Origin of the sequence: Protaetiibacter intestinalis (assembly GCF_003627075.1) — a bacterium.
GTDB classification, from domain to species: domain Bacteria; phylum Actinomycetota; class Actinomycetes; order Actinomycetales; family Microbacteriaceae; genus Homoserinibacter; species Homoserinibacter intestinalis.
Genome location: NZ_CP032630.1, coordinates 2,037,349 through 2,055,951, shown reverse-complemented (window position 1 = coordinate 2,055,951; position 18,603 = coordinate 2,037,349). Strand labels below are relative to the sequence as shown.

Below are 18,603 nucleotides of genomic sequence, written 5' to 3'. Positions count from 1 at the left end.
ATGACGGTCCCCGATAGCCTGGAGCCATGACGACCGCCTGGGGCCACGGACTCGCCACGATCGCCGCCGACGGGACGGTGCTCGACACCTGGTTCCCCTCGCCCGCACTCGGGACGCCCGCGGGCGACGTGCCCGCATCCGTCGCCGAGGAGGTCGGTGCGGACGAGGTGCGCGACGTCACGACCGAAGCGGTGCTGGTCGAGCTCGACACGGATGCGGCGCCCGCCTCCACGCCGGACGCCTACCTGCGGCTGCACCTGCTCTCGCACCTGCTCGTGCGGCCCAACGAGGTGAACCTCGACGGGATCTTCGCCCACCTGCCGATCGTGGCGTGGACGACCGCCGGGCCGGTGCATCCGGGCACCCTGCGCGGCGCGCGGGCGCGGCTGCAGCGGGCGGGCGTCTCGGTGCTCGGGCTCGACAAGTTCCCGCGGCTCGTGGACTACGTCGTGCCGGACCGGGTGCGCATCGCCGACGCCTCGCGCGTGCGGCTGGGCGCGCACCTCGCACCCGGCACGACCGTCATGCACGAGGGCTTCGTGAACTACAACGCGGGGACGCTCGGCACCTCGATGGTCGAGGGTCGCATCTCGCAGGGGGTCGTCGTGGGCGACGGCTCCGACATCGGCGGCGGCGCCTCCATCATGGGCACCCTCTCGGGCGGCGGCACCGAGCGCGTCGTCATCGGCGCGCGGGCGCTGCTCGGGGCGAACTCCGGCATCGGCATCTCGATCGGCGACGACTCGGTCGTCGAGGCGGGGCTCTACGTGACCGCCGGCACCAAGGTCACCTACCTGCTGCCCGCCGGCCCCCGCACCGTCAAGGCGGTCGAGCTCTCGGGCGTGCCCGGCATCCTCTTCCGCCGCAACTCGGTCACCGGCGCCGTCGAGGCCCTCCCCCGCACCGGCCACGGCATCCAGCTCAACGACGCCCTGCACGCCTGACCGGCCGCGCCGCCGCCGTCGCCGTGCGGCCACCGCCGCCGCCGCCCTCCGCACTCAGTCCTCGGTCCTGCGTCCTGCGTCCTCCGCGCTCCAGAAATGCAGGAGATCCGCTCCCGCCCGAGTGACGGCTCCCGGAATCGGTGGCCTCAGTGCGCATCCCTCCTGCATTTCTGACGGTGACCGGTCCTCCACAGCGGTGCGTGTGGTCGGCACTCCACGGTTGCGGGAGTTCGAAGCGGATGCGACTCCGGAATCGGCGACGGTCGCAGGATGGACCTCCACGACGCCATCCGAACCCTCGGCGGACTCGCACCCGCCTTCGCGCTCCTCCGACTCGGTTGGAGCTACAACTCGCTCAGCTACGCTGCACGCCACGGCGTGATCGTGCGCATCCGGCAGGGTTGGTACGCGCTGCCCGGCATCGACGAGCTGCTCGCGTCCGCCTGGCGCGTCGGAGGGCTGCTCGGCTGCGCAAGCGCCGCCCGCACCTTCGGCATGTGGGTTCCACCCGACGACCGGCTGCACGTCTGCGTTCCCCCGCGGCACGCCCGGATGCGCACCGCGCACGACATGCGGGTGCGGATCGCGGACGAACCCGACCCTCGCGTCCGGATCCACTGGCGCCGCCGCCCCTCATCCGACCGCTACCGGACCACGCCCGAAGCGTGCATCCTCGACCTCGCGACGTGCTTCCCCGCCGAGTGGGTGCTGGGGGCTGTCGACAGCGCGCTCCGGCTCGGCCTCATCCGCCGGAGTGCACTCCCCGAACTGGCGCGTCGCCTCCCCGCGGCCTCGAGATGGATCGCGGATGCCGGCGACCCGGCATCGGGGTCGTTCCCCGAATCAGTCTTGCGCGGTCTCCTCATCCGTGCGGGAATCGGCTTCCGCATCCAGGAGTGGATCGACGACATGAGGGTCGACTTCCTCATCGGAGATCGGCTCGTCATCGAGGTCGACGGTCGCGAGTTCCACGGTGCCCATGCGGGCTTCGAACACGATCGGATGCGCGATGCCAAGCTCAGCGTCCTCGGCTACCGGGTGTTGCGCTTCAGCTACGCGCAGGTCGTCTATCGTCCGGACGAGGTGCTCGCCGCCATCCGCGCCGCGCTCGTCCGCAACGACCACAGCTGACCACTCCAGAAATGCAGGAGAGTCTCGGTCCGCTCTCTGCTGCCACGGCATCCGCCAGCCGCCGCGACCCGAATCTCCTGCATTTCTGGACGGGCAGTGACGCTCACGCCCTCAAGCCGAGGCGCCACCCTCGGCCTCCCGAAGTGGAGATGTGTGTGGAGAAATGCAGGAGATTCAGCGGTTGCGCGGGTGCTGGCGCGGAGATCCGGGGGGAGGTGGGGCGGATCTCCTGCATTTCTGGGGAAGCGGGCCCGTGAGGAGGAGGAGGAGGAGGAGGAGGCGCGGCGGAGGAGAGGGGCGGCGGCGCGCTCAGCGGCCGGTGGGCCAGGGGCGGGCGGCGGGCCCGACGTAGAGCTGCTGGGGGCGGCCGATCTTGGTGCCGGCGTCGGCGTTCGCCTCGCGCCAGTGGGCGATCCAGCCGGGGAGGCGGCCGATCGCGAAGAGCACCGTGAACATGCGCGTCGGGAAGCCCATCGCCTTGTAGATGACGCCCGTGTAGAAGTCGACGTTCGGGTAGAGCCGGCGCTCCTTGAAGTAGTCGTCGTCGAGGGCGATCTGCTCGAGCTCCTTGGCGATGTCGAGCAGCGGGTCCTTCACGCCGAGGTCGGCGAGCACCTCGTCGGCCGACTCCTTCACGAGGCGGGCGCGCGGGTCGTAGTTCTTGTAGACGCGGTGCCCGAAGCCCATGAGGCGGATGCCGTCCTCCTTGGCCTTGACCCGCTCGACGAACTTCGAGACCGACTCGCCCGACTCCTGGATCTGCGCCAGCATCCGCAGCACCGCCTCGTTGGCGCCGCCGTGCAGGGGGCCGTAGAGCGCGTTGATGCCGGCCGAGATGGAGGCGAACATGTTGGCCTCGGTCGAGCCGACGAGCCGCACGGTGGAGGTGGAGGCGTTCTGCTCGTGGTCCTCGTGCAGGATCAGCAGGCGGTCGAGCGCCTTCACGAGCACGGGGTTCACCTGGTACAGCTCGGCGAGGTTGCCGAAGTTGAGCTTGAGGAAGTTCTCGACGAAGTCGAGCGAGTTGTCGGGGTAGAGGAACGCCTGCCCGAGCGTCTTCTTGTGCGCGTAGGCGGCGATCACCGGCAGCTTCGCGAGGAGGCGGATGGTGGAGAGCTCGACCATCTCGGGGTTCTTCGGGTCGAGCGAGTCCTCGTAATAGGTCGAGAGCGCCGACACGGCGGCCGACAGCACCGACATGGGGTGCGCCGTGTGCGGCAGGGCCGAGAAGAAGCGCTTGAGGTCTTCGTGCAGGAGCGTGTGGCGGCGCACCTTCTCGGAGAACTCGGCGAGCTCGGACTGCGTCGGCAGCTCGCCGTAGATGAGCAGCCAGGCGACCTCGAGGTAGGTGGAGTTCTCGGCGAGGTCCTCGATCGCGTAGCCGCGGTAGCGCAGGATGCCCTCGTCGCCGTCGATGTAGGTGATCGCGCTGCGGGTGGCGGCCGTGTTGACGAAGCCGGGGTCGAAGGTGTTGTACCCGGTCTGCCTCGTGAAGCTCGACAGGTCGACCGCGTCGCGCCCGTCGGTCGCCCTCAGCACCGGGAAGTCGGCGACCCGATCGCCGAGGTTCAGGGTCACCTTCTCGCTGCTCGTCGCGTCGCTCACCATGACAGCCTACCGGCGCCCGCGGTCACCGGGCGCCGAGGCGGGAGACCGCCTCGTCCACCCGCTCGTCGGTGGCCGTGAGGGCGACCCGCACGTGACGCGCCCCGGCATCCCCGTAGAACGCGCCGGGCGCGACGAGGATGCCGAGCTCGGCGAGGGCCGCGACGGTCGTCCAGCAGTCCTCGTCGCGCGTCGCCCACAGGTAGAGCCCGGCCTCGGAGCCGTCGATGCGGAACCCGGATGCCGTGAGGGCCCCGGCGAGCGCGTCGCGGCGCCGCCGGTAGCGCTCCTTCTGCTCCGCCACTCCCCGCTCGTCGGCGAGCGCCACGAGCATGGCGGCCTGCACGGGCGCCGGCGGCATGAGGCCGAGGTGCTTGCGGGCGGCGAGCAGCTCGCCGACGAGGTCGCTGCATCCGGCGACGAACGCGGCGCGGTAGCCGGCGAGGTTGGACTGCTTCGAGAGCGAGTACACCGAGAGGGTGAGGCGCCGCGAGCCCTGCGTCACCTCGGGGTGCAGGATGCTCGGGGTCGGCTCGTCGGAGCCCCAGTCGAGCTCGGCGTAGCACTCGTCGTTCGCGATCACGGCGCCGAGTTCGCGCGCCCGCACGACGGCGCGACGCAGGAACGCGAGCGAGTGCACCCGGCCGTCGGGGTTGCCGGGGCTGTTGAGCCACACGAGCTTCGTCTCGGCGGGCCACTCCTCGGGCTCGTCCGACGACAGCACGGTCGCGCCGACGACCGCCGCGCCGACCGCGTAGCTCGGGTAGGCGGCGGTGGGCTGCACCACGACATCCCCCGGGCCGAGCCCGAGCAGCGTCGGCAGCAGCGCCACGAACTCCTTCGAGCCGATCGTCGGGATGACGTTGTCGACCGTGAGGTCGGGCACCCCGCGCCGACGGCGGTACCACTCGACGATGGCCTCGCGCAGGGCGGGCGAGCCGGCGGTCGCCGGGTAGGCGTGCGCGTCGGTGGCGGCGGCGAGCGCCTCGCGCACGGATGCCGGGGTCGGGTCGACGGGCGAGCCGACCGAGAGGTCGACGATGCCGCCCGGATGCGCGCGGGCACGGTCGCCGTACGGCGTCAGCAGGTCCCAGGGGAAGTCGGGGAGCGCGAGCGCCACGGGCTACTCGCCCTGCGGCGGGAGCGCGGCGACGAGCGGGTGGTCGCCGGGGATCACGCCGACCTTTGCGGCGCCGCCGGGCGATCCGATCTCCTCGAAGAACTCGACGTTGGCCTTGTAGTAGTCGGCCCACTGCTCGGGCAGGTCGTCTTCGTAGTAGATCGCCTCGACGGGGCAGACCGGCTCGCAGGCGCCGCAGTCGACGCACTCGTCGGGGTGGATGTAGAGCATCCGGTCGCCTTCGTAGATGCAGTCGACGGGGCATTCGTCGATGCAGGCGCGGTCTTTGACATCCACGCAGGGAAGGGCGATGACGTAGGTCACCCGTCCATCTTAGGCGTCGGTACCGGGGCGCTCCGGACGCGCGCGGGGCGACGGCCAGGCGACCGCGCCGACGCACAGCACGGCCGTCGCGACGAGCCAGGTCCAGCCGAGCTCGTCGTCCGCGACGAGCACGGATCCGGAGCCGACGGGCAGCGCGAGCACCCCCACCGCGGCCAGCACCGCGAGGGCCGCGACGGTCGCGACGAGCCGCCCGGCGACGGCGAGCCGCAGCCCGGCGAGCAGCGCCGCGATGACGAGCAGCCCCGCGATGAGCCCCCACGGCGGCAGCTGCCGGTGCGTGAAGGTCGTGACGAGCCCGACGAGCCCGCCCGCGATCGCGCCCACGAGCGCCGCGCCGATCCGGCCGAGCAGGTGCGTGTCCACGTCGTCACGATAGCCCGCGGATGCCGTGCGCGCGCCGGGTGGACAGGACGCCGATCCCGGGGGTAGCGTGTCATCCGCGGTAAGGATCGCCTTACCTAATCCCCATCCCCCTCACCCGGAAGTCCCGTGCTCGCCAACGCGCTCATCGGCCTGCGAGAAGGCCTCGAGGCCGGCCTCGTGGTCGGCATCCTGATCGCCTACCTGCGCAAGCTCGGGCGCGCCGACCTGCTCCCCCGACTCTGGATCGGCATCTCGCTCGCGATCGCCGCCTCGCTCGCGGTCGGCGCGATCCTCACCTGGGGCCCCTACGGGCTGAGCTTCCAGGCGCAGGAGCTGCTCGGCGGCGGGCTGTCGATCCTCGCGGTCGCGCTCGTCACCTGGATGATCTTCTGGATGCTGCGCCACGCGCGCGGGCTGCGCGGCGAGCTCGAGCACCAGCTCGACGAGACCCTCGCCCGCAGCGCGACGGGCAGCGGATGGGGCCTCGTGCTGCTCGGCGTCGTCGCGGTCGGCCGCGAGGGGATCGAGACCGCGCTGTTCGTGTGGGCGAGCGTCAAGTCGACGGGTGAGCCCGTGCTCGGCACGATCGGCGCCGTCGCCGGCATCCTCGCGGCGGTCGTCATCTCGTACCTGATCTACCGCGGCTTCGTGCGCATCAACCTCGCCGTCTTCTTCCGCTGGACGGGCGTCTTCCTCATCCTGGTGGCGGCGGGCGTGCTCGCGTACGGCGTCGGCGACCTGCAGGAGGCGGGCCTCATCCCCGGCTGGGGCCAGCCCGCCTTCAGCCTCGCCGCGGTCATCCCGCCCACCAGCTGGTACGCGACCCTGCTCGCGGGCATCTTCAACTTCACCCCGGAGCCCACCTGGGCCCAACTCATCGCCTGGCTCGCCTACATCGTCGTGACGAGCATCGTGTTCCTCCGCCTCAGCCGCCGTGCACCGCTCCCCCGTGGGGCGACGCCGACGGCCGCCGCGGCGGAGCCCACCGCCTGACCACGCGATCCACCCCGCCCGATGTCGGGCATCCCACCACCGAGGAGACCCATGCCCAGCCGCCCCACCGTCCGCACCCCCCTCGCCGCCGGCGCGGCCGTCGCCGTCGCCGCGCTCGCGCTCGCCGGCTGCGTGCCGAACAACCCGACCGGTACCGCGCTCACCGTCGACATCACCGACACCGGATGCGCGGTCTCGGCGAACACGGCCGCCGCGGGCCCGGTGACGTTCTCGCTCACCAACAACGGCACCGACGTCAACGAGTTCGAGATCCTCGCCGAGGACCAGCTGCGGATCGTCGGCGAGAAGGAGAACGTGACCCCGGGGCAGACGGTCGACTACGTCGCCCAGCTCGACCCCGGCACCTACTACACGGCGTGCAAGTTCCAGCTCGTCGGCGCCCCGACGGGCCTCGCCGAGTTCACCGTCACGGGCGAGGCCGCCGCCGTCGACGAGGACCGCCAGGCCCTCGAGGACGAGGCCGTCACCAACTACGTCTCCTACATCCGCTCCCAGGTGGGCGAGCTGCTGCCGCAGGTGCAGGCCTTCGTCGACGCCTACACCTCGGGCGACGACGAGACCGCGCGTTCGCTCTTCGCCTCGACGCGCGTGTCCTACGAGCGCATCGAGCCGACCGCCGAGGCGTTCGGCGACCTCGACCCGAAGATCGACTACCGCGAGGTCGACGCGGTCGCCGAGGGCCTCGACTGGACGGGCTTCCACCGCATCGAGAAGGACCTCTGGGTGCCCGCCGAGGACGCCCTCAACTCGGACGGCACGAGCGCCTGGCTCGACTGGCAGCCCTCGAGCACCGAGCAGCGCGCCGAGTTCGGCGAGCAGCTCGTCGCCGACGTGCAGCAGCTGTTCGACCTCGTGTCGGACCCGTCGTTCACGGTGAGCCTCTCCGACATCTCGAACGGCGCCATCGGCCTGCTCGACGAGGTCGCGACCGGCAAGATCTCCGGCGAGGAGGACTGGTGGAGCCACACCGACCTCACCGACTTCGCCGCGAACGTCGACGGCGCATCCGTCGCCTTCGGCAACGTGAAGAAGCTCGCCTCCGAGACGGATGAGGGCGCCGCCCTCGTGACGGAGATCGAGAAGCAGTTCTCGGCCCTGCAGGACGAGCTCGCGGAGTACGGTTCCATCGCCGACGGCTTCACGTCCTACGATCAGGTGACCGACGCGCAGCGCAAGGACCTCTCGGACGCCGTGAACGCGCTCGCCGAGCCGCTCTCGCAGCTCACCAGCACCGTCCTCGGAGTCTGATTGCCTGAACCCTCCCCGTCCGACCTCTCCCGCCGCGGCCTGCTCGGTCTCGCCGCGGCGGGGGGCGTCGGCGCGGTCGCGGGCCTCGCAGCGGGTGCCGCGGCCGTCTCGGCGGCGGACGGGGGCGGCGGGTCCGCCTCCGCCCGCCGGTACGACTTCTACGGCAGGCACCAGGCGGGCATCACGACGCCCGCCCAGGACCGGCTGCACTTCGCGGCGTTCGACATGTCGGCGGACGCAAGCCGCGACGACCTCGCGGCACTGCTCGCCGACTGGACGGAGGCGGCCGCGCGGATGACGCAGGGTCTCGAGGTGGGCGAGTCGGGCGCCGTGGGCGGCTCCCCCTACGCCCCGCCGGAGGACACCGGCGAGGCGCTGGGTCTTCCGGCATCCGGTCTCACCCTCACCTTCGGCTTCGGCCCGACCCTCTTCGAGACCGCCGACGGCGTCGACCGCTTCGGCATCGCCGACCGTCGACCCCCGGCGCTCGAGCCGCTGCCGCGGTTCACGGGCGACGCGCTCGTGCCCGAGAAGAGCGGCGGAGACCTGTGCGTGCAGGCCTGCGCCGACGACCCGCAGGTGGCCGTGCACGCCATCCGCAACCTCAGCCGCATCGCTTTCGGCCGCGCGAGCCTGCGCTGGTCGCAGCTGGGCTTCGGCCGCACCTCCTCCACCTCGACGAGCCAGACGACGCCGCGCAACCTGTTCGGCTTCAAGGACGGCACCGCGAACATCAAGGCTGAGGAGCCGGATGCGGTCGCCGAGCACGTCTGGGTCTCCGCGGATGACGGCCCCGGCTGGTTGGCGGGCGGCAGCTACCTCGTGGCGCGCCGCATCCGGATGATCATCGAGAGCTGGGACCGCGTTCAGCTCGCCGAGCAGGAGGACCTCGTGGGCCGCACGAAGGGCGAGGGCGGCCCGATGTCGGGCGGCGGCGAGTTCACCGAGCTCGACCTCACGGCGACCACGCCCGACGGCGCCCCCGCGATCGCCGACGACGCGCACGTGCGGCTCGCGCATCCGGACGTCAACGGCGGCATCCGCCTGCTGCGCCGCGGCTACAACTTCGTCGACGGCAACGACGAGCTCGGCAGGCTCGACGCGGGCCTGTTCTTCCTGAGCTTCCAACGCGACCCCGCCCGCTTCGTCGCGGTGCAGCGCTCGCTCGCCCGCGACGGCCTCAACGAGTACCTGCGCCACGTGGGCTCGGCGGTGTTCGCCGTGCCGCCCGGCGTGCAGGCCGGCGCCTCGATCGGCGACGGCCTGCTCGGCTGAGCCCACCACCACGTGCCGAACGCGGCCGCGCCTGGTGGCACGCGTTCGCTTCTACGGAACGCGAAGCTCCTTGAGCGGATCACGCCGGGCGGCGATGAGCGCGGGTACGACTGCGGCGACGACGCTGACCATCACGGCCAGGAACGCGACGGCCGCGGTGAAGGCGGCACCCGGGAGCGGGTCGTCCCCCGCAAGCAACACGACGAGCGCGACCGCGACCCCTACCAACGCCCCCATCGACGCCAGGAGAAGGGACTGCACCAACAGGATTCCGACGACAAGGGCACGGGTGGCTCCCAGCGCACGGCGACGGCCGAAGTCCTTGCGCCGCTGGATGACCAATCCTGTGAGGATCGCCGCGACGAGGATGCCGCTCACTGCGAACACGAGTATGACGAGCCCCCGCCCGAAGGAGCCGAGCTGCCCTTGGACGAGCGCCCGTAACTGCGCGAGTTCCTCGCTCGTCGTCACCGTTACCTGGCTCGGGTCGTCCACCGCCAGCACCGCTTGCACAGCGGAGGCGACCGGTGCAACCAGATCGGGCCGTTCCGCAATGACCACCAGCACCGTGACCGGCTGCTCCGGCTCCGTGTCGGGGATCAAGACGACCGGAGCGAGGAAGACTAGCCAGCTTGGCACTCGCAACTCCCCCGCCACCGCATAGTCCTCTCCGAGTGAGGTCGTGACCGACCCGATGCCGCCGCGCATCCCCAGCCGGCTGAGGGCATCGCCAGAGGCCCATGCGCTTGGCACCGGAGACGCGATGGTCATTCCTAACGTCTCGAGATCCCCGCCATAGACCTTCCGTGCAGCCACCCTGTTTCCATCGGGAATACTGCTGTTGGTGACGTCGTACGCCTGACCGAACGCGACGGCGGACTCGATGCCGTCGATCGTCGCAAGTCGTGTCAATACGTCACTCGTGAGTCCAGCGCCACCCTGCGCACGGACTACGATCGCCCGGGTTCCCGCCGAATCGATCGAATCGATCACGGCTTGCTCAGCACCTACCGTGCGGCCCGTCGTCAGAAGCACGATCGCGCACATAGCGGCGACAACTACGAGCGTCACCACGGCGCTGATGGGGCTCGAGATCGTCGACGCCAGGGCCTCGCGCCCGAGTGCAAGAAGCCTGCGTATCCCGGTCATAGCGCGATGCTCCGATCGCATCGCGCGACGAGCTGGGCATCATGGCTCACGATCAGGACTACCGAGCCTCTCTCGGCATGTTCGCGGAACGCGCGGACGACGACCTCTGCTGATTCCGAGTCCAGGTTTCCGGTGGGCTCATCCGCGAGAAGGATGCGGGGCCGACCCAGCAGCGCACGGCACAACGCGATCCGCTGCGCCTGCCCCCCGGAAACCTGACCGGGTTTCGCATTCGCGCGCAGTTGCACGCCGAAGCGCTCCAGGAGGTCCATCGCGAGCGGCACCACATCGCGCCGCGCCTCCCCCCGGTACAGAGCCGTCTCGACAACGTTGTCGAGTACCGTCCGGGTCGCGTCGAGGACGGCATCTTGGAACACGAAACCGAATTTCTGCGCCCGGAGCCTGGAGCGATAGGAGTCGGAAAGCGAGTGCACCGGTTGCCCGTCGACGAGGAGCGAGCCGTCATCAGGACGAAGCATGAGTCCAAGAAGGTAGAGCAGCGTCGACTTCCCGCGACCCGAGCTTCCCGTGATACCGACGACCTCGCCCTCACGAAACGAAGCCGACCACTCATTCAGCAGCCTCACTCGCGGCGAGTAACCGAACCCGATATCGATCGCTTCGAGGATCGTGGTCAATGACTCGCCTCGGCGGGCAGACGGACGCGGAGGCCCGCGTCGACGCCTTCGATGACGGACATGCCGTGAGCACTCGCGACGACGGAGACCTCGTGCTCGACGCCGGTCTCATCGATCACGGCGAGCGAGCCGTCGACCTGCGAGACGAGCGCCGCGCTCGGCACGACCAATCCGGCCACCGTCTCGACCGTCACCACCCTCGATCGCAACAGCGCCTCTCCCGTGACGGGAATGGTCCCGCAATCGCCACCGCAGACGGCACTTCCGTCCCTCCTTCCGAGGACGATGTCGACCGAACTCCCCTCCTGGGCGTCCTCAACACGATCCACCACGAATGCTTCCCAGTTCTGACCATCCGGACCGGTGACCTCCACCCGGGTGCCGTTCGGCATCATCCTCGACTGCGAGTCGGCGACGGAGAGCACGAAGCGCGGCGCCGGGGGCAGTCCGGACACCACCGGCTCGCCTCCGGACAGTCCGGCGCCGACCTCGACGACGTCGACGTCGAGCGCGATGCGCGTCGGAAGGCTGGGTACGAAGACAACATCCCCCACGCCGACGACACCGTCGCCAGCTACACCGATGCTCTTCTGCCACGCCCGGACCGCCTGCCGGGTGCTCCATCCGAAGCTGCCGTCGGCCACACCGTGGTAGAACCCCATCCCCGTGAGCAGCTGCTGGAGTTGTGCTACATCGGAGCCGGCCGTGCCGACGGCCAGGGAGCGGTAGGCGGGCACAGGTCCAGGGGCGATGACGACGGGGCGTTCATCCACCCAGTAGAGAACGTCTCCGCCGGTCACCTCTTGTCCGGATGTGACCGTCACTCGGGTGACGGTACCCGCCGCCTGGTTCCTCCCGATCAAGACAGGACTCCACGCCGCCGTCGTGATCAAATCGATGCTCGCGCCGACTTCGCCCTGGACTATCTCCGCCGTCGTGAATCCGGTCGAGTCGAGAACATCGGCAGGAGGGGAGAACACGATCGTGATGGCCCAGACGGAGCCACCGCCTGCAAGCAGGCAGGCCACGGCGATCGCCGCGACGGTGAACCAACCGGGTCTGCGGACCGTCGTCGGTGCGCCGGGTTCGCCCTGGCGCGCCGCGCTAGCCATATAGCCCCGGCGGATAGGGCGGGCAGTTCGCGCTGATCTCGTCCCATTTCTCAGACGAGTCGATCGCATGAGTCGGGTCCGCGTAGGGGTTCCAGGCTTCGACTCCACCGTGCGCGTCCAGATATACCTGCAGGCTCGGGAGGTCGGGCACGACCAACCCCTGAGCCTCCAGGCACGGCTTCAACGTCTGGGAACTGTACGCATAGAGCTCGGCCAGCTGCTCATCTGTGAGCGGCTGCAGGTACCTCGGATCGACGGGGTACTTCGTCGTGCAGACGTAGAGCGCCATGGCGTAGGCCGCCCGCTGCGATCCGTAATCGTAGAAGATGCCGCCGTCGGGTTTGGCTTCTGCGTCGAAGCCCTCCTCCGAGAGACAGGCAACCACGGTCGTGGCCCATTCCTCATTTCCGACAAACCGCTCCATCGCAACATCCGGGCGCTCCGCGTCTGCATCGACATCGAGCACCCTCTCCCAGGCCGCGTCGGACTGCGCCTTCCACGAGTAGTCGTCCGGCTCCGATGCAGGTGTCGTCGCGCGCGTCCCGGGGGGGGTGACTGCGCATCCAGATAGAACAACTGCGACAAGCACAAGACCAAACAGTACGGTCCGACGTCGCCCACTCGTGGCCCTCGCGGCACACCGGTGCGTTCGCCACTCTTGCGTGCCGACCATGGGGCGAGCATACCGAATAGCCAAGAAGTCGTCAGGTTGAAGGGAGCATGCGCATGGGGTACAAGATCAAGTCTGCGACTGCACTGGGAGCAAGTCTCCTTCTGGTGCTGACAGTAGCCGCAAGTCCTGCCACCGCAAACGATGACGGCAGCGGTTATAAGCACTGTCCAGGGGGTGCCCAAGTGGTTGGCCTCAATACCTGGACCCTCAGCGGAACCACCTATCACGAGATCGGGACGGGGCAGTGGAGCTGGGCGTCTGGTTATGCACACTCCAGCATCTCGAACGCAACGGCCGCCAGCTGGTATGCGCACACGAGCGGCACATTCGACGCGCGCCCGCAGGCGGTTTGCATCTAGGGCTTCGGTCCGAACGGGTAGGCCCGCCAACGCACTCTCGCACGTCCTTCGCGGACGACCCGCGGGTCGCCGTGCACTCTACCTGCAACCTCAGCCGTGGCGCCTTCAACCTCACGACCGAGGAGCCGGATGCTGTCACCGAGCACCTCTGGCCTATTTCTGCACGACGACGTACGCGATGGTGTAGCCGTCGTCGGTGTCGCCCCACTGGACGACGACCGTGTAGCGGTCGTTCTCGTAGGACGTCGAGCCCTCGAACAGCGGGGTGAACCCGGCCGATTCGAGCAGGGTGGTGGACTGCTTCGCGGCCGCCTCGTCGGCGACGAGGATCGTCGCACCCCAGGCGGTGTCGGTGGTCTTGAGGCCGACGAGGATCGTGCCGTCGACGACGGGCACCTCGCTCGGCCAGTCGGCGGGCAGCGAGCCGAGCGGGTTGTCGTTGCCGCTGTCGCCGCCGCCGTTCTCGACGATGTCCTTCACGGGGTTCGGGATGAGCGAGCAGCCGGCGAGGCCGCCCGCCGTGAGGGCGAGCGCCGCCAGGGCGGCGGCCAGGCGGATGCGGGTGGTGGTGGTGCGGTACACGGTGACCTCCGGGAGGGATGCGGACACTCTCACGACGCGCCGCACCCCCTCGGAGGTTGACGTGGTCAGGCGTTCGCGTTCTGGCGCTTGAGGCGCGAGGCGGTGCGGGCGCGCTCGGTCTGGTCGAGCACGACCTTGCGGATGCGCACGATCTCGGGCGTCACCTCGACGCACTCGTCCTCGCGGGCGAACTCGAGGCACTCCTCGAGGGTGAGCTCGCGCGAGGGCGTCATCTTCTCGAAGTTGTCGGAGGTGGAGGAGCGGATGTTGGTGAGCTGCTTCTCCTTGGTGATGTTCACATCCATGTCGTCGGCGCGCGAGTTCTCGCCGATCACCATGCCCTCGTAGACCTCCTGCGTCGGCTTCACGAAGAACGACATCCGCTCCTGCAGGGCGACGATCGCGTTCGGGGTGACGACGCCCGCGCGGTCGGCGACGATCGAGCCGTTGACGCGGGTGGTGATGGTGCCCGCCCACGGCTCGTAGCCGTGCGAGAGGGCGTTCGCGATGCCGGTGCCGCGGGTGATGGTGAGGAACTCGGTGCGGAAGCCGATGAGACCGCGCGAGGGCACGATGAACTCCATGCGCACCCAGCCGGTGCCGTGGTTGGTCATGCCCTCCATGCGGCCCTTGCGGGCGGCGAGCAGCTGGGTGATGGCGCCGAGGTGCTCCTCGGGCGCGTCGATCGTGAGGTGCTCGAAGGGCTCGTGCACCTTGCCGTCGACCTGGCGGGTGACCACCTGCGGCTTGCCGACGGTGAGCTCGAAGCCCTCGCGGCGCATGTTCTCGACGAGGATCGCGAGCGCGAGCTCGCCGCGGCCCTGCACCTCCCACGCGTCCGGGCGGCCGATGTCGACGACGCGGATCGACACGTTGCCGATGAGCTCGCGGTCGAGGCGGTCCTTCACCATGCGGGCGGTGAGCTTGTGCCCCTTCACCTTGCCGACGATGGGGCTGGTGTTGGTGCCGATGGTCATCGAGATGGCGGGCTCGTCGACCTCGATGGCGGGCAGCGGGCGGATGTCGTCGGGGTCGGCGATCGTCTCGCCGATCGTGATGTCCTCGATGCCGGCGACGGCGACGATGTCGCCCGCGTGGGCCTCCTCGGCGGGGTAGCGGTCGAGGGCACGGGTCTTCAGGAGTTCGGTGATGCGCACGTTCGAGTGGGTGCCGTCGTTGCGCACCCAGGCGACCGTCTGGCCCTTCTTGATCTGGCCGGCGAAGACGCGCAGCAGCGCGATGCGACCGAGGAACGGCGAGGAGTCGAGGTTGGTGACCCAGGCCTGCAGGGGGGCCTCGTCGTCGTACGTCGGCGCGGGGACGTGCTTGAGGATCGCGTCGAAGAGCGGCTCGAGGTCGTCGTTGTCGGGCAGCTCGCCGTCGGCCGGCTGGTTCCAGGAGGCTGCGCCGTTGCGGCCGGAGGCGTAGATGACGGGCAGTTCGAGCAGGGAGTCGACGTCGAGGTCGGGCATGTCGTCGTGCAGGTCGCTCGCGAGGCCGAGCAGCAGGTCGTGGCTCTCCTCGACGACCTCCTCGATGCGCGCATCCGGACGGTCGGTCTTGTTGACGGCGAGGATGACGGGCAGCTTCGCCTCGAGCGCCTTGCGCAGCACGAAGCGGGTCTGCGGCAGCGGCCCCTCGGAGGCGTCGACGAGCAGCACGACGCCGTCGACCATCGACAGACCGCGCTCGACCTCGCCGCCGAAGTCGGCGTGTCCGGGGGTGTCGATGACGTTGATGGTGACGGGGCCGTCGGTCGCGTGGAGCCCCGAGTAGGTGATCGCCGTGTTCTTGGCGAGGATCGTGATGCCCTTCTCGCGCTCGAGGTCGTTCGAGTCCATGGCCCGCTCCTCGACGTGCTCGTGCGAGCCGAAGGAGCCGGTCTGACGGAGCATGGCGTCGACGAGCGTCGTCTTGCCGTGGTCGACGTGGGCGACGATGGCGACGTTCCGCAGGTCGGAACGGTGGGCGATGGGCATGCGGGAACCTCGGAGTGGATGAGAGGGAAGTCGGAGAGCGGCGTCGACGACGGGCCGCAACCTCACCATCCTACCCGCCTCGGTACAGTGGCGCCGTGACAGAGCGCTCCGACGACCGCCTCCGCGCCTTCGCGGACCTCGACTTCACCCCGCTGCAGCATCCGCCCGCCTGGGCGAAGCCGGTGCGACGCCTCACGCGACGTATGCCCCCGTGGGTGGAGACCGTGCTCGTCGCGCTCGCCCTCGGATCCGGCTCGACCCTGCTGCTGCTCCCGTTCTTCTCGGGCGTCCTCCTGGCGAGCCCGGCTCGCACGGTGTACGGGGTCGCGGTGGCGGCGCTGTCGATCGCGGTGCTGGTCGCGGTGGTGCTCGCCTTCCGGGCGTGGAACCGTCGCCATGGCCGACTGCTGATACCGGTCGGTCCGGAGCTGCCCGAGTTCGCCGCCGCCAACGACATGGTGTTCGGCCGGACCAGCACGGGCGCCGAACTTCCGGCACCCGCCGGGTTCGAGCAGGCGGAGCAGCGGATCTCGATGCGGCTCGAGCCGGCACCCGGATCCAGCTGGCCTCCTTTCGTACTCGGCAACCGGTCGTTTCTCGCCCCGAAGTCGGCCGACCACGATCTCGACCGGGATGGTCCGAGACCCGTGACACGGGACGACGGCCTCTTCGTGGCGGTACCGCTCGGGCGGCGGCTCCCGAACATCGCCCTCCTCCGGCACGACGAGCTCTCCGGCTCGAACCTCGATCTCCGCACCGCCTACTCGATGGGCCTCGAGTTCGATCGCGCCTTCGTGCTGCTGTGCCCGCCCGGCTACGAGCGCGACGCCCTCTACCTGTTCACACCGGATGTCATGGCCGCGATGATCGACGACGCCGCCGCGGCGCAGTGGGGCGCGGAGGTCATCGACGACTGGGTGTTCTTCTGGTTTCCCCCGTCCGCCCAGCCGGGCGCCGTCTTCGAGGAGGACATCCGTCGCGCGTTCCTGATCGTCGAGCGCACCGGTGCGGAACTCGCGAAGCAGGCTGGCAACTACCGGGACGAGCGCGTCGGCGATCGTGCGGCGAACCTCGTGGCGGAGCCGGGCCGCCGGGTGCGGACGCGCATCGCGCCGACGACCCGCATCGCGATCGTCGGCGTCGTCTGGCTCATCGCCGCCCCGACCCTCGCCCTTCTCGGCGGCGCGCTGTTCTGACGAGCGGAACTCAGCCCTCCGGGGGTTCGGTCGCCGTCGCGGGGGTCCAGGCCCACGCATCCCACAGCACCCCGCGCGCGAGCGGCGAGCGCGTGACCCCTTCCACGCGATCCGAGACGACGGTCAGCGTCGGATGCGCGTAGAGCGGCACGCCGTAGGCCGCCTTCCACAGGATGCCGTCGAGCTCGGTGAGCGCGGCCACCTGCGCATCCTGGTCGTCGGTGCCGGTGACGGTGTCGACGAGGGCGTCCGCCTCGGGGTCGGCGAAGTGGTTGAGGTTCGCGATCGTGGAGTCGCTGCGGAAGACGGCCGCGACGGCGCCCGGACCGAGACGCGTGGTGTCCCAGGCGAAGAGCGCCGCGTCGTAGGCGCCTGCGACGCCGAGCAGCGAGCTCCAGTCGCCGCGGGAGCAGTCGGTGACGCGGAAGCCGGCGCGGGAGGCCGAGGCCTGGATGAGCTCGAAGGTCGCGACGCGTCGGGCGTCGGCCGGGTCGAACAGGATGCACACCTCGGGGGACGGGACCCCCGCCTCGGCGAGCAGCTCGCGCGCGGCGTCGACGTCGGTGGTGCGGTATGCGTCGGAGCCGTTGTCGGCCACCGCGTCCTCGTAGCCGGGGGCGCCCGGACGCAGCACGAAGGAGTCGAGCAGGCTCGCATCCGCCTGCACGGGCGTGACGAGCTCCTCGAGGATCTGCTGCCGCGGCACGACGTGCAGGAAGGCCTCGCGCACGCGGACGTCGGAGAACAGCCCCGACTTCGAGTCGGCGAACTGCAGGTCGAGGTGCTCGAAGGTGCTCTCGGAGCCGGCCGCGACGCTCACCCCCGGGATGCCGGAGAGCTCGGCCGCGAGCTGCGCGTCGGGCGCGGGGGTGGCGATGTCGACCTCGCCGTCGCGCACCCGGCGCACGAGCTCGGCCGGGTCCTCGACGGTCTCGAGCACGATCGTCTCGATCGTCGGGGCGCGCGAGCCGCGGTAGGCGGGGTTCACGGTGAGCGTGACGCGGCCGTCGCCGACCTCCGACACCCGGTAGGGGCCGCTCGCCACGAGCAGCTCGGGGTCGGGGGCGGTGCCGGTGAGGTCGAAGCCGCTGTTCCAGACGTCGGCGATCGGGGTGAGCGCGTCGGCGTCGGCGTCCGTGATCGCCGTGCTCAGCGCCGCGACCGCGGTGCCCGCGAGGGTGCCGTCGGGGTCGGCCGTCTCGGCGGCGTCGTCGGCCCGCAGCGGCATCCCGAGGGCGCGCGAGGCGACGATGTGCGCCGGCAGCCCCGGCGCGAGCGCCGTGCGCCAGCCCGGGGTGAAGGTGTCGTAGTGCACGAACAGGCTGCGGCCGTCGTCGCCGAGCTGCGGCGTCTGGGTGGCGAGCTCGAGGCCCCGGCCGACGGCCCCGTCGAAGTACACGGTGCCCTCCGGCAGCTCGCCGAGCCGGCCCGTCTCCGGATCGACGTACTGCTCGACGTCGACATCCGGTGAGTCGAGCGCCCCCGAGTTCGCCGCCCACGCGAGCAGCAGGTCCGCGGGGGTGACCGGCACCCCATCGGACCAGTTCACGCCGTCGGCGATCGTGTAGCGCACCGTGAGCGGGTCCTCCGCCGTGATCTCGGCGGTGCCGAAGCTCGTGTCCTCGATGAGCTGATACGAGCCGTCGACGTAGGCGAAGGAGCTGCCCGTGAGGTAGGCGACGTCGGCGTCGAGCGCGGATGCGCGCCCGTAGGAGCTGTTCGCGTTGAGCGAGGTGAGCGTGCCGCTCACCGCCACCGTGACGCTCGAGCCGTGCACGACCCGGTCGGACTCGGTGCAACCCGCGAGCGGGATCGCGGCGACGACGGCGACGGCCGCCATCACCGCGATCCTCGAGTGCTTCACCGCATC

General features: G+C 70.3%; 17 protein-coding genes. 6 read left to right on the top strand and 11 right to left on the bottom strand.

Going from position 1 to position 18,603, the window contains the following annotated elements; all coding sequences use genetic code 11:
• Nucleotides 1-26 precede the first annotated feature (26 nt).
• Together dapD and D7I47_RS09680 are read left to right on the top strand one after the other, a co-directional pair.
• Nucleotides 27-944, top strand: a complete 918-nt coding sequence (gene dapD, locus D7I47_RS09685) for a 2,3,4,5-tetrahydropyridine-2,6-dicarboxylate N-succinyltransferase (protein WP_120762848.1) — start codon at nucleotides 27-29, stop codon at nucleotides 942-944.
• 270 nt (nucleotides 945-1,214) lie between these two features.
• A complete protein-coding gene (locus tag D7I47_RS09680) occupies nucleotides 1,215-2,075 on the top strand; it encodes a DUF559 domain-containing protein (RefSeq protein ID WP_120762847.1) in 861 nt (286 codons plus the stop codon).
• Nucleotides 2,076-2,384: 309 nt separating this feature from the next.
• On the opposite strand, the gene D7I47_RS09675 is transcribed toward D7I47_RS09680, so the two are convergent.
• Genes D7I47_RS09675 through D7I47_RS09660 form a run of 4 tightly spaced genes read right to left on the bottom strand, consistent with a single transcriptional unit; the run spans nucleotide 2,385 to nucleotide 5,508 of the window.
• A complete protein-coding gene (locus D7I47_RS09675; protein ID WP_120763905.1) occupies nucleotides 2,385-3,680 on the bottom strand; it encodes a citrate synthase in 1,296 nt (431 codons plus the stop codon).
• Nucleotides 3,681-3,705: 25 nt separating this feature from the next.
• Entirely contained in the window at nucleotides 3,706-4,800 is a 1,095-nt protein-coding gene (gene dapC / locus D7I47_RS09670) for a succinyldiaminopimelate transaminase (protein WP_120762846.1), read from the bottom strand.
• 3 nt (nucleotides 4,801-4,803) lie between these two features.
• On the bottom strand, nucleotides 4,804-5,124 hold the full coding sequence (gene fdxA, locus D7I47_RS09665) for a ferredoxin (protein ID WP_120762845.1): 321 nt from the start codon (nucleotides 5,122-5,124) through the stop codon (nucleotides 4,804-4,806).
• Nucleotides 5,125-5,133: 9 nt separating this feature from the next.
• On the bottom strand, nucleotides 5,134-5,508 hold the full coding sequence (locus D7I47_RS09660; RefSeq protein WP_120762844.1) for a hypothetical protein: 375 nt from the start codon (nucleotides 5,506-5,508) through the stop codon (nucleotides 5,134-5,136).
• Between the two features lie 126 nt (nucleotides 5,509-5,634).
• On the opposite strand from D7I47_RS09660, the gene efeU reads away from it, so the two are divergent.
• The 3 genes from efeU to efeB are packed head-to-tail and all read left to right on the top strand — an operon-like array spanning nucleotide 5,635 to nucleotide 9,045.
• A complete protein-coding gene (gene efeU / locus D7I47_RS09655; protein ID WP_120762843.1) occupies nucleotides 5,635-6,501 on the top strand; it encodes an iron uptake transporter permease EfeU in 867 nt (288 codons plus the stop codon).
• 51 nt (nucleotides 6,502-6,552) lie between these two features.
• Nucleotides 6,553-7,770 carry an iron uptake system protein EfeO gene (gene efeO / locus D7I47_RS09650; RefSeq protein WP_120762842.1) on the top strand — a complete coding sequence of 406 codons (1,218 nt, stop codon included), beginning with the start codon at nucleotides 6,553-6,555 and terminating at the stop codon, nucleotides 7,768-7,770.
• A complete protein-coding gene (gene efeB / locus D7I47_RS09645) occupies nucleotides 7,771-9,045 on the top strand; it encodes an iron uptake transporter deferrochelatase/peroxidase subunit (protein ID WP_120762841.1) in 1,275 nt (424 codons plus the stop codon).
• 51 nt (nucleotides 9,046-9,096) lie between these two features.
• On the opposite strand, the gene D7I47_RS09640 is transcribed toward efeB, so the two are convergent.
• From D7I47_RS09640 to typA, 6 genes are all read right to left on the bottom strand, one after another.
• The gene (locus D7I47_RS09640; RefSeq protein ID WP_120762840.1) at nucleotides 9,097-10,194 is read right to left on the bottom strand and encodes an ABC transporter permease; all 1,098 of its coding nucleotides are present in this window, start codon (nucleotides 10,192-10,194) and stop codon (nucleotides 9,097-9,099) included.
• The gene (locus D7I47_RS09635; protein WP_120762839.1) at nucleotides 10,191-10,832 is read right to left on the bottom strand and encodes an ABC transporter ATP-binding protein; all 642 of its coding nucleotides are present in this window, start codon (nucleotides 10,830-10,832) and stop codon (nucleotides 10,191-10,193) included. Before D7I47_RS09635 ends, D7I47_RS09640 begins: the two co-directional genes overlap by 4 nt.
• On the bottom strand, nucleotides 10,829-11,860 hold the full coding sequence (locus tag D7I47_RS09630; RefSeq protein ID WP_170154373.1) for a peptidoglycan-binding domain-containing protein: 1,032 nt from the start codon (nucleotides 11,858-11,860) through the stop codon (nucleotides 10,829-10,831). Before D7I47_RS09630 ends, D7I47_RS09635 begins: the two co-directional genes overlap by 4 nt.
• 76 nt (nucleotides 11,861-11,936) lie before the next feature.
• Nucleotides 11,937-12,617 (bottom strand): hypothetical protein, encoded by a 681-nt coding sequence (locus D7I47_RS14770; protein ID WP_157981693.1) that lies wholly within the window; start codon nucleotides 12,615-12,617, stop codon nucleotides 11,937-11,939.
• A gap of 512 nt (nucleotides 12,618-13,129) precedes the next feature.
• Nucleotides 13,130-13,585 (bottom strand): hypothetical protein, encoded by a 456-nt coding sequence (locus D7I47_RS09625; RefSeq protein WP_120762837.1) that lies wholly within the window; start codon nucleotides 13,583-13,585, stop codon nucleotides 13,130-13,132.
• Nucleotides 13,586-13,623: 38 nt separating this feature from the next.
• Nucleotides 13,624-15,537, bottom strand: coding sequence for a translational GTPase TypA (gene typA, locus D7I47_RS09620; protein WP_120762836.1), 1,914 nt, complete (start codon nucleotides 15,535-15,537; stop codon nucleotides 13,624-13,626).
• A gap of 95 nt (nucleotides 15,538-15,632) precedes the next feature.
• Here typA and D7I47_RS09615 point away from each other — a divergent pair, with 95 nt between their 5' ends.
• Nucleotides 15,633-16,733, top strand: a complete 1,101-nt coding sequence (locus D7I47_RS09615) for a hypothetical protein (RefSeq protein WP_120762835.1) — start codon at nucleotides 15,633-15,635, stop codon at nucleotides 16,731-16,733.
• 10 nt (nucleotides 16,734-16,743) lie between these two features.
• Here the strand turns inward: D7I47_RS09615 and D7I47_RS09610 are convergent, their stop codons facing one another.
• Complete coding sequence (locus tag D7I47_RS09610; protein ID WP_120762834.1) at nucleotides 16,744-18,597, bottom strand: ABC transporter family substrate-binding protein; 1,854 nt, start codon at nucleotides 18,595-18,597, stop codon at nucleotides 16,744-16,746.
• Nucleotides 18,598-18,603 lie beyond the last annotated feature (6 nt).

Excerpts from the sequence above, each read along its gene's own strand:
- D7I47_RS14770 (WP_157981693.1), bottom strand. The coding sequence starts at position 12,617 with ATGGTCGGCACGCAAGAGTGGCGAACGCACCGGTGTGCCGCGAGGGCC.
- D7I47_RS09680 (WP_120762847.1), top strand. The coding sequence starts at position 1,215 with ATGGACCTCCACGACGCCATCCGAACCCTCGGCGGACTCGCACCCGCC.
- dapD (WP_120762848.1), top strand. The coding sequence starts at position 27 with ATGACGACCGCCTGGGGCCACGGACTCGCCACGATCGCCGCCGACGGG.
- typA (WP_120762836.1), bottom strand. The coding sequence starts at position 15,537 with ATGCCCATCGCCCACCGTTCCGACCTGCGGAACGTCGCCATCGTCGCC.
- efeO (WP_120762842.1), top strand. The coding sequence starts at position 6,553 with ATGCCCAGCCGCCCCACCGTCCGCACCCCCCTCGCCGCCGGCGCGGCC.
- D7I47_RS09640 (WP_120762840.1), bottom strand. The coding sequence starts at position 10,194 with ATGACCGGGATACGCAGGCTTCTTGCACTCGGGCGCGAGGCCCTGGCG.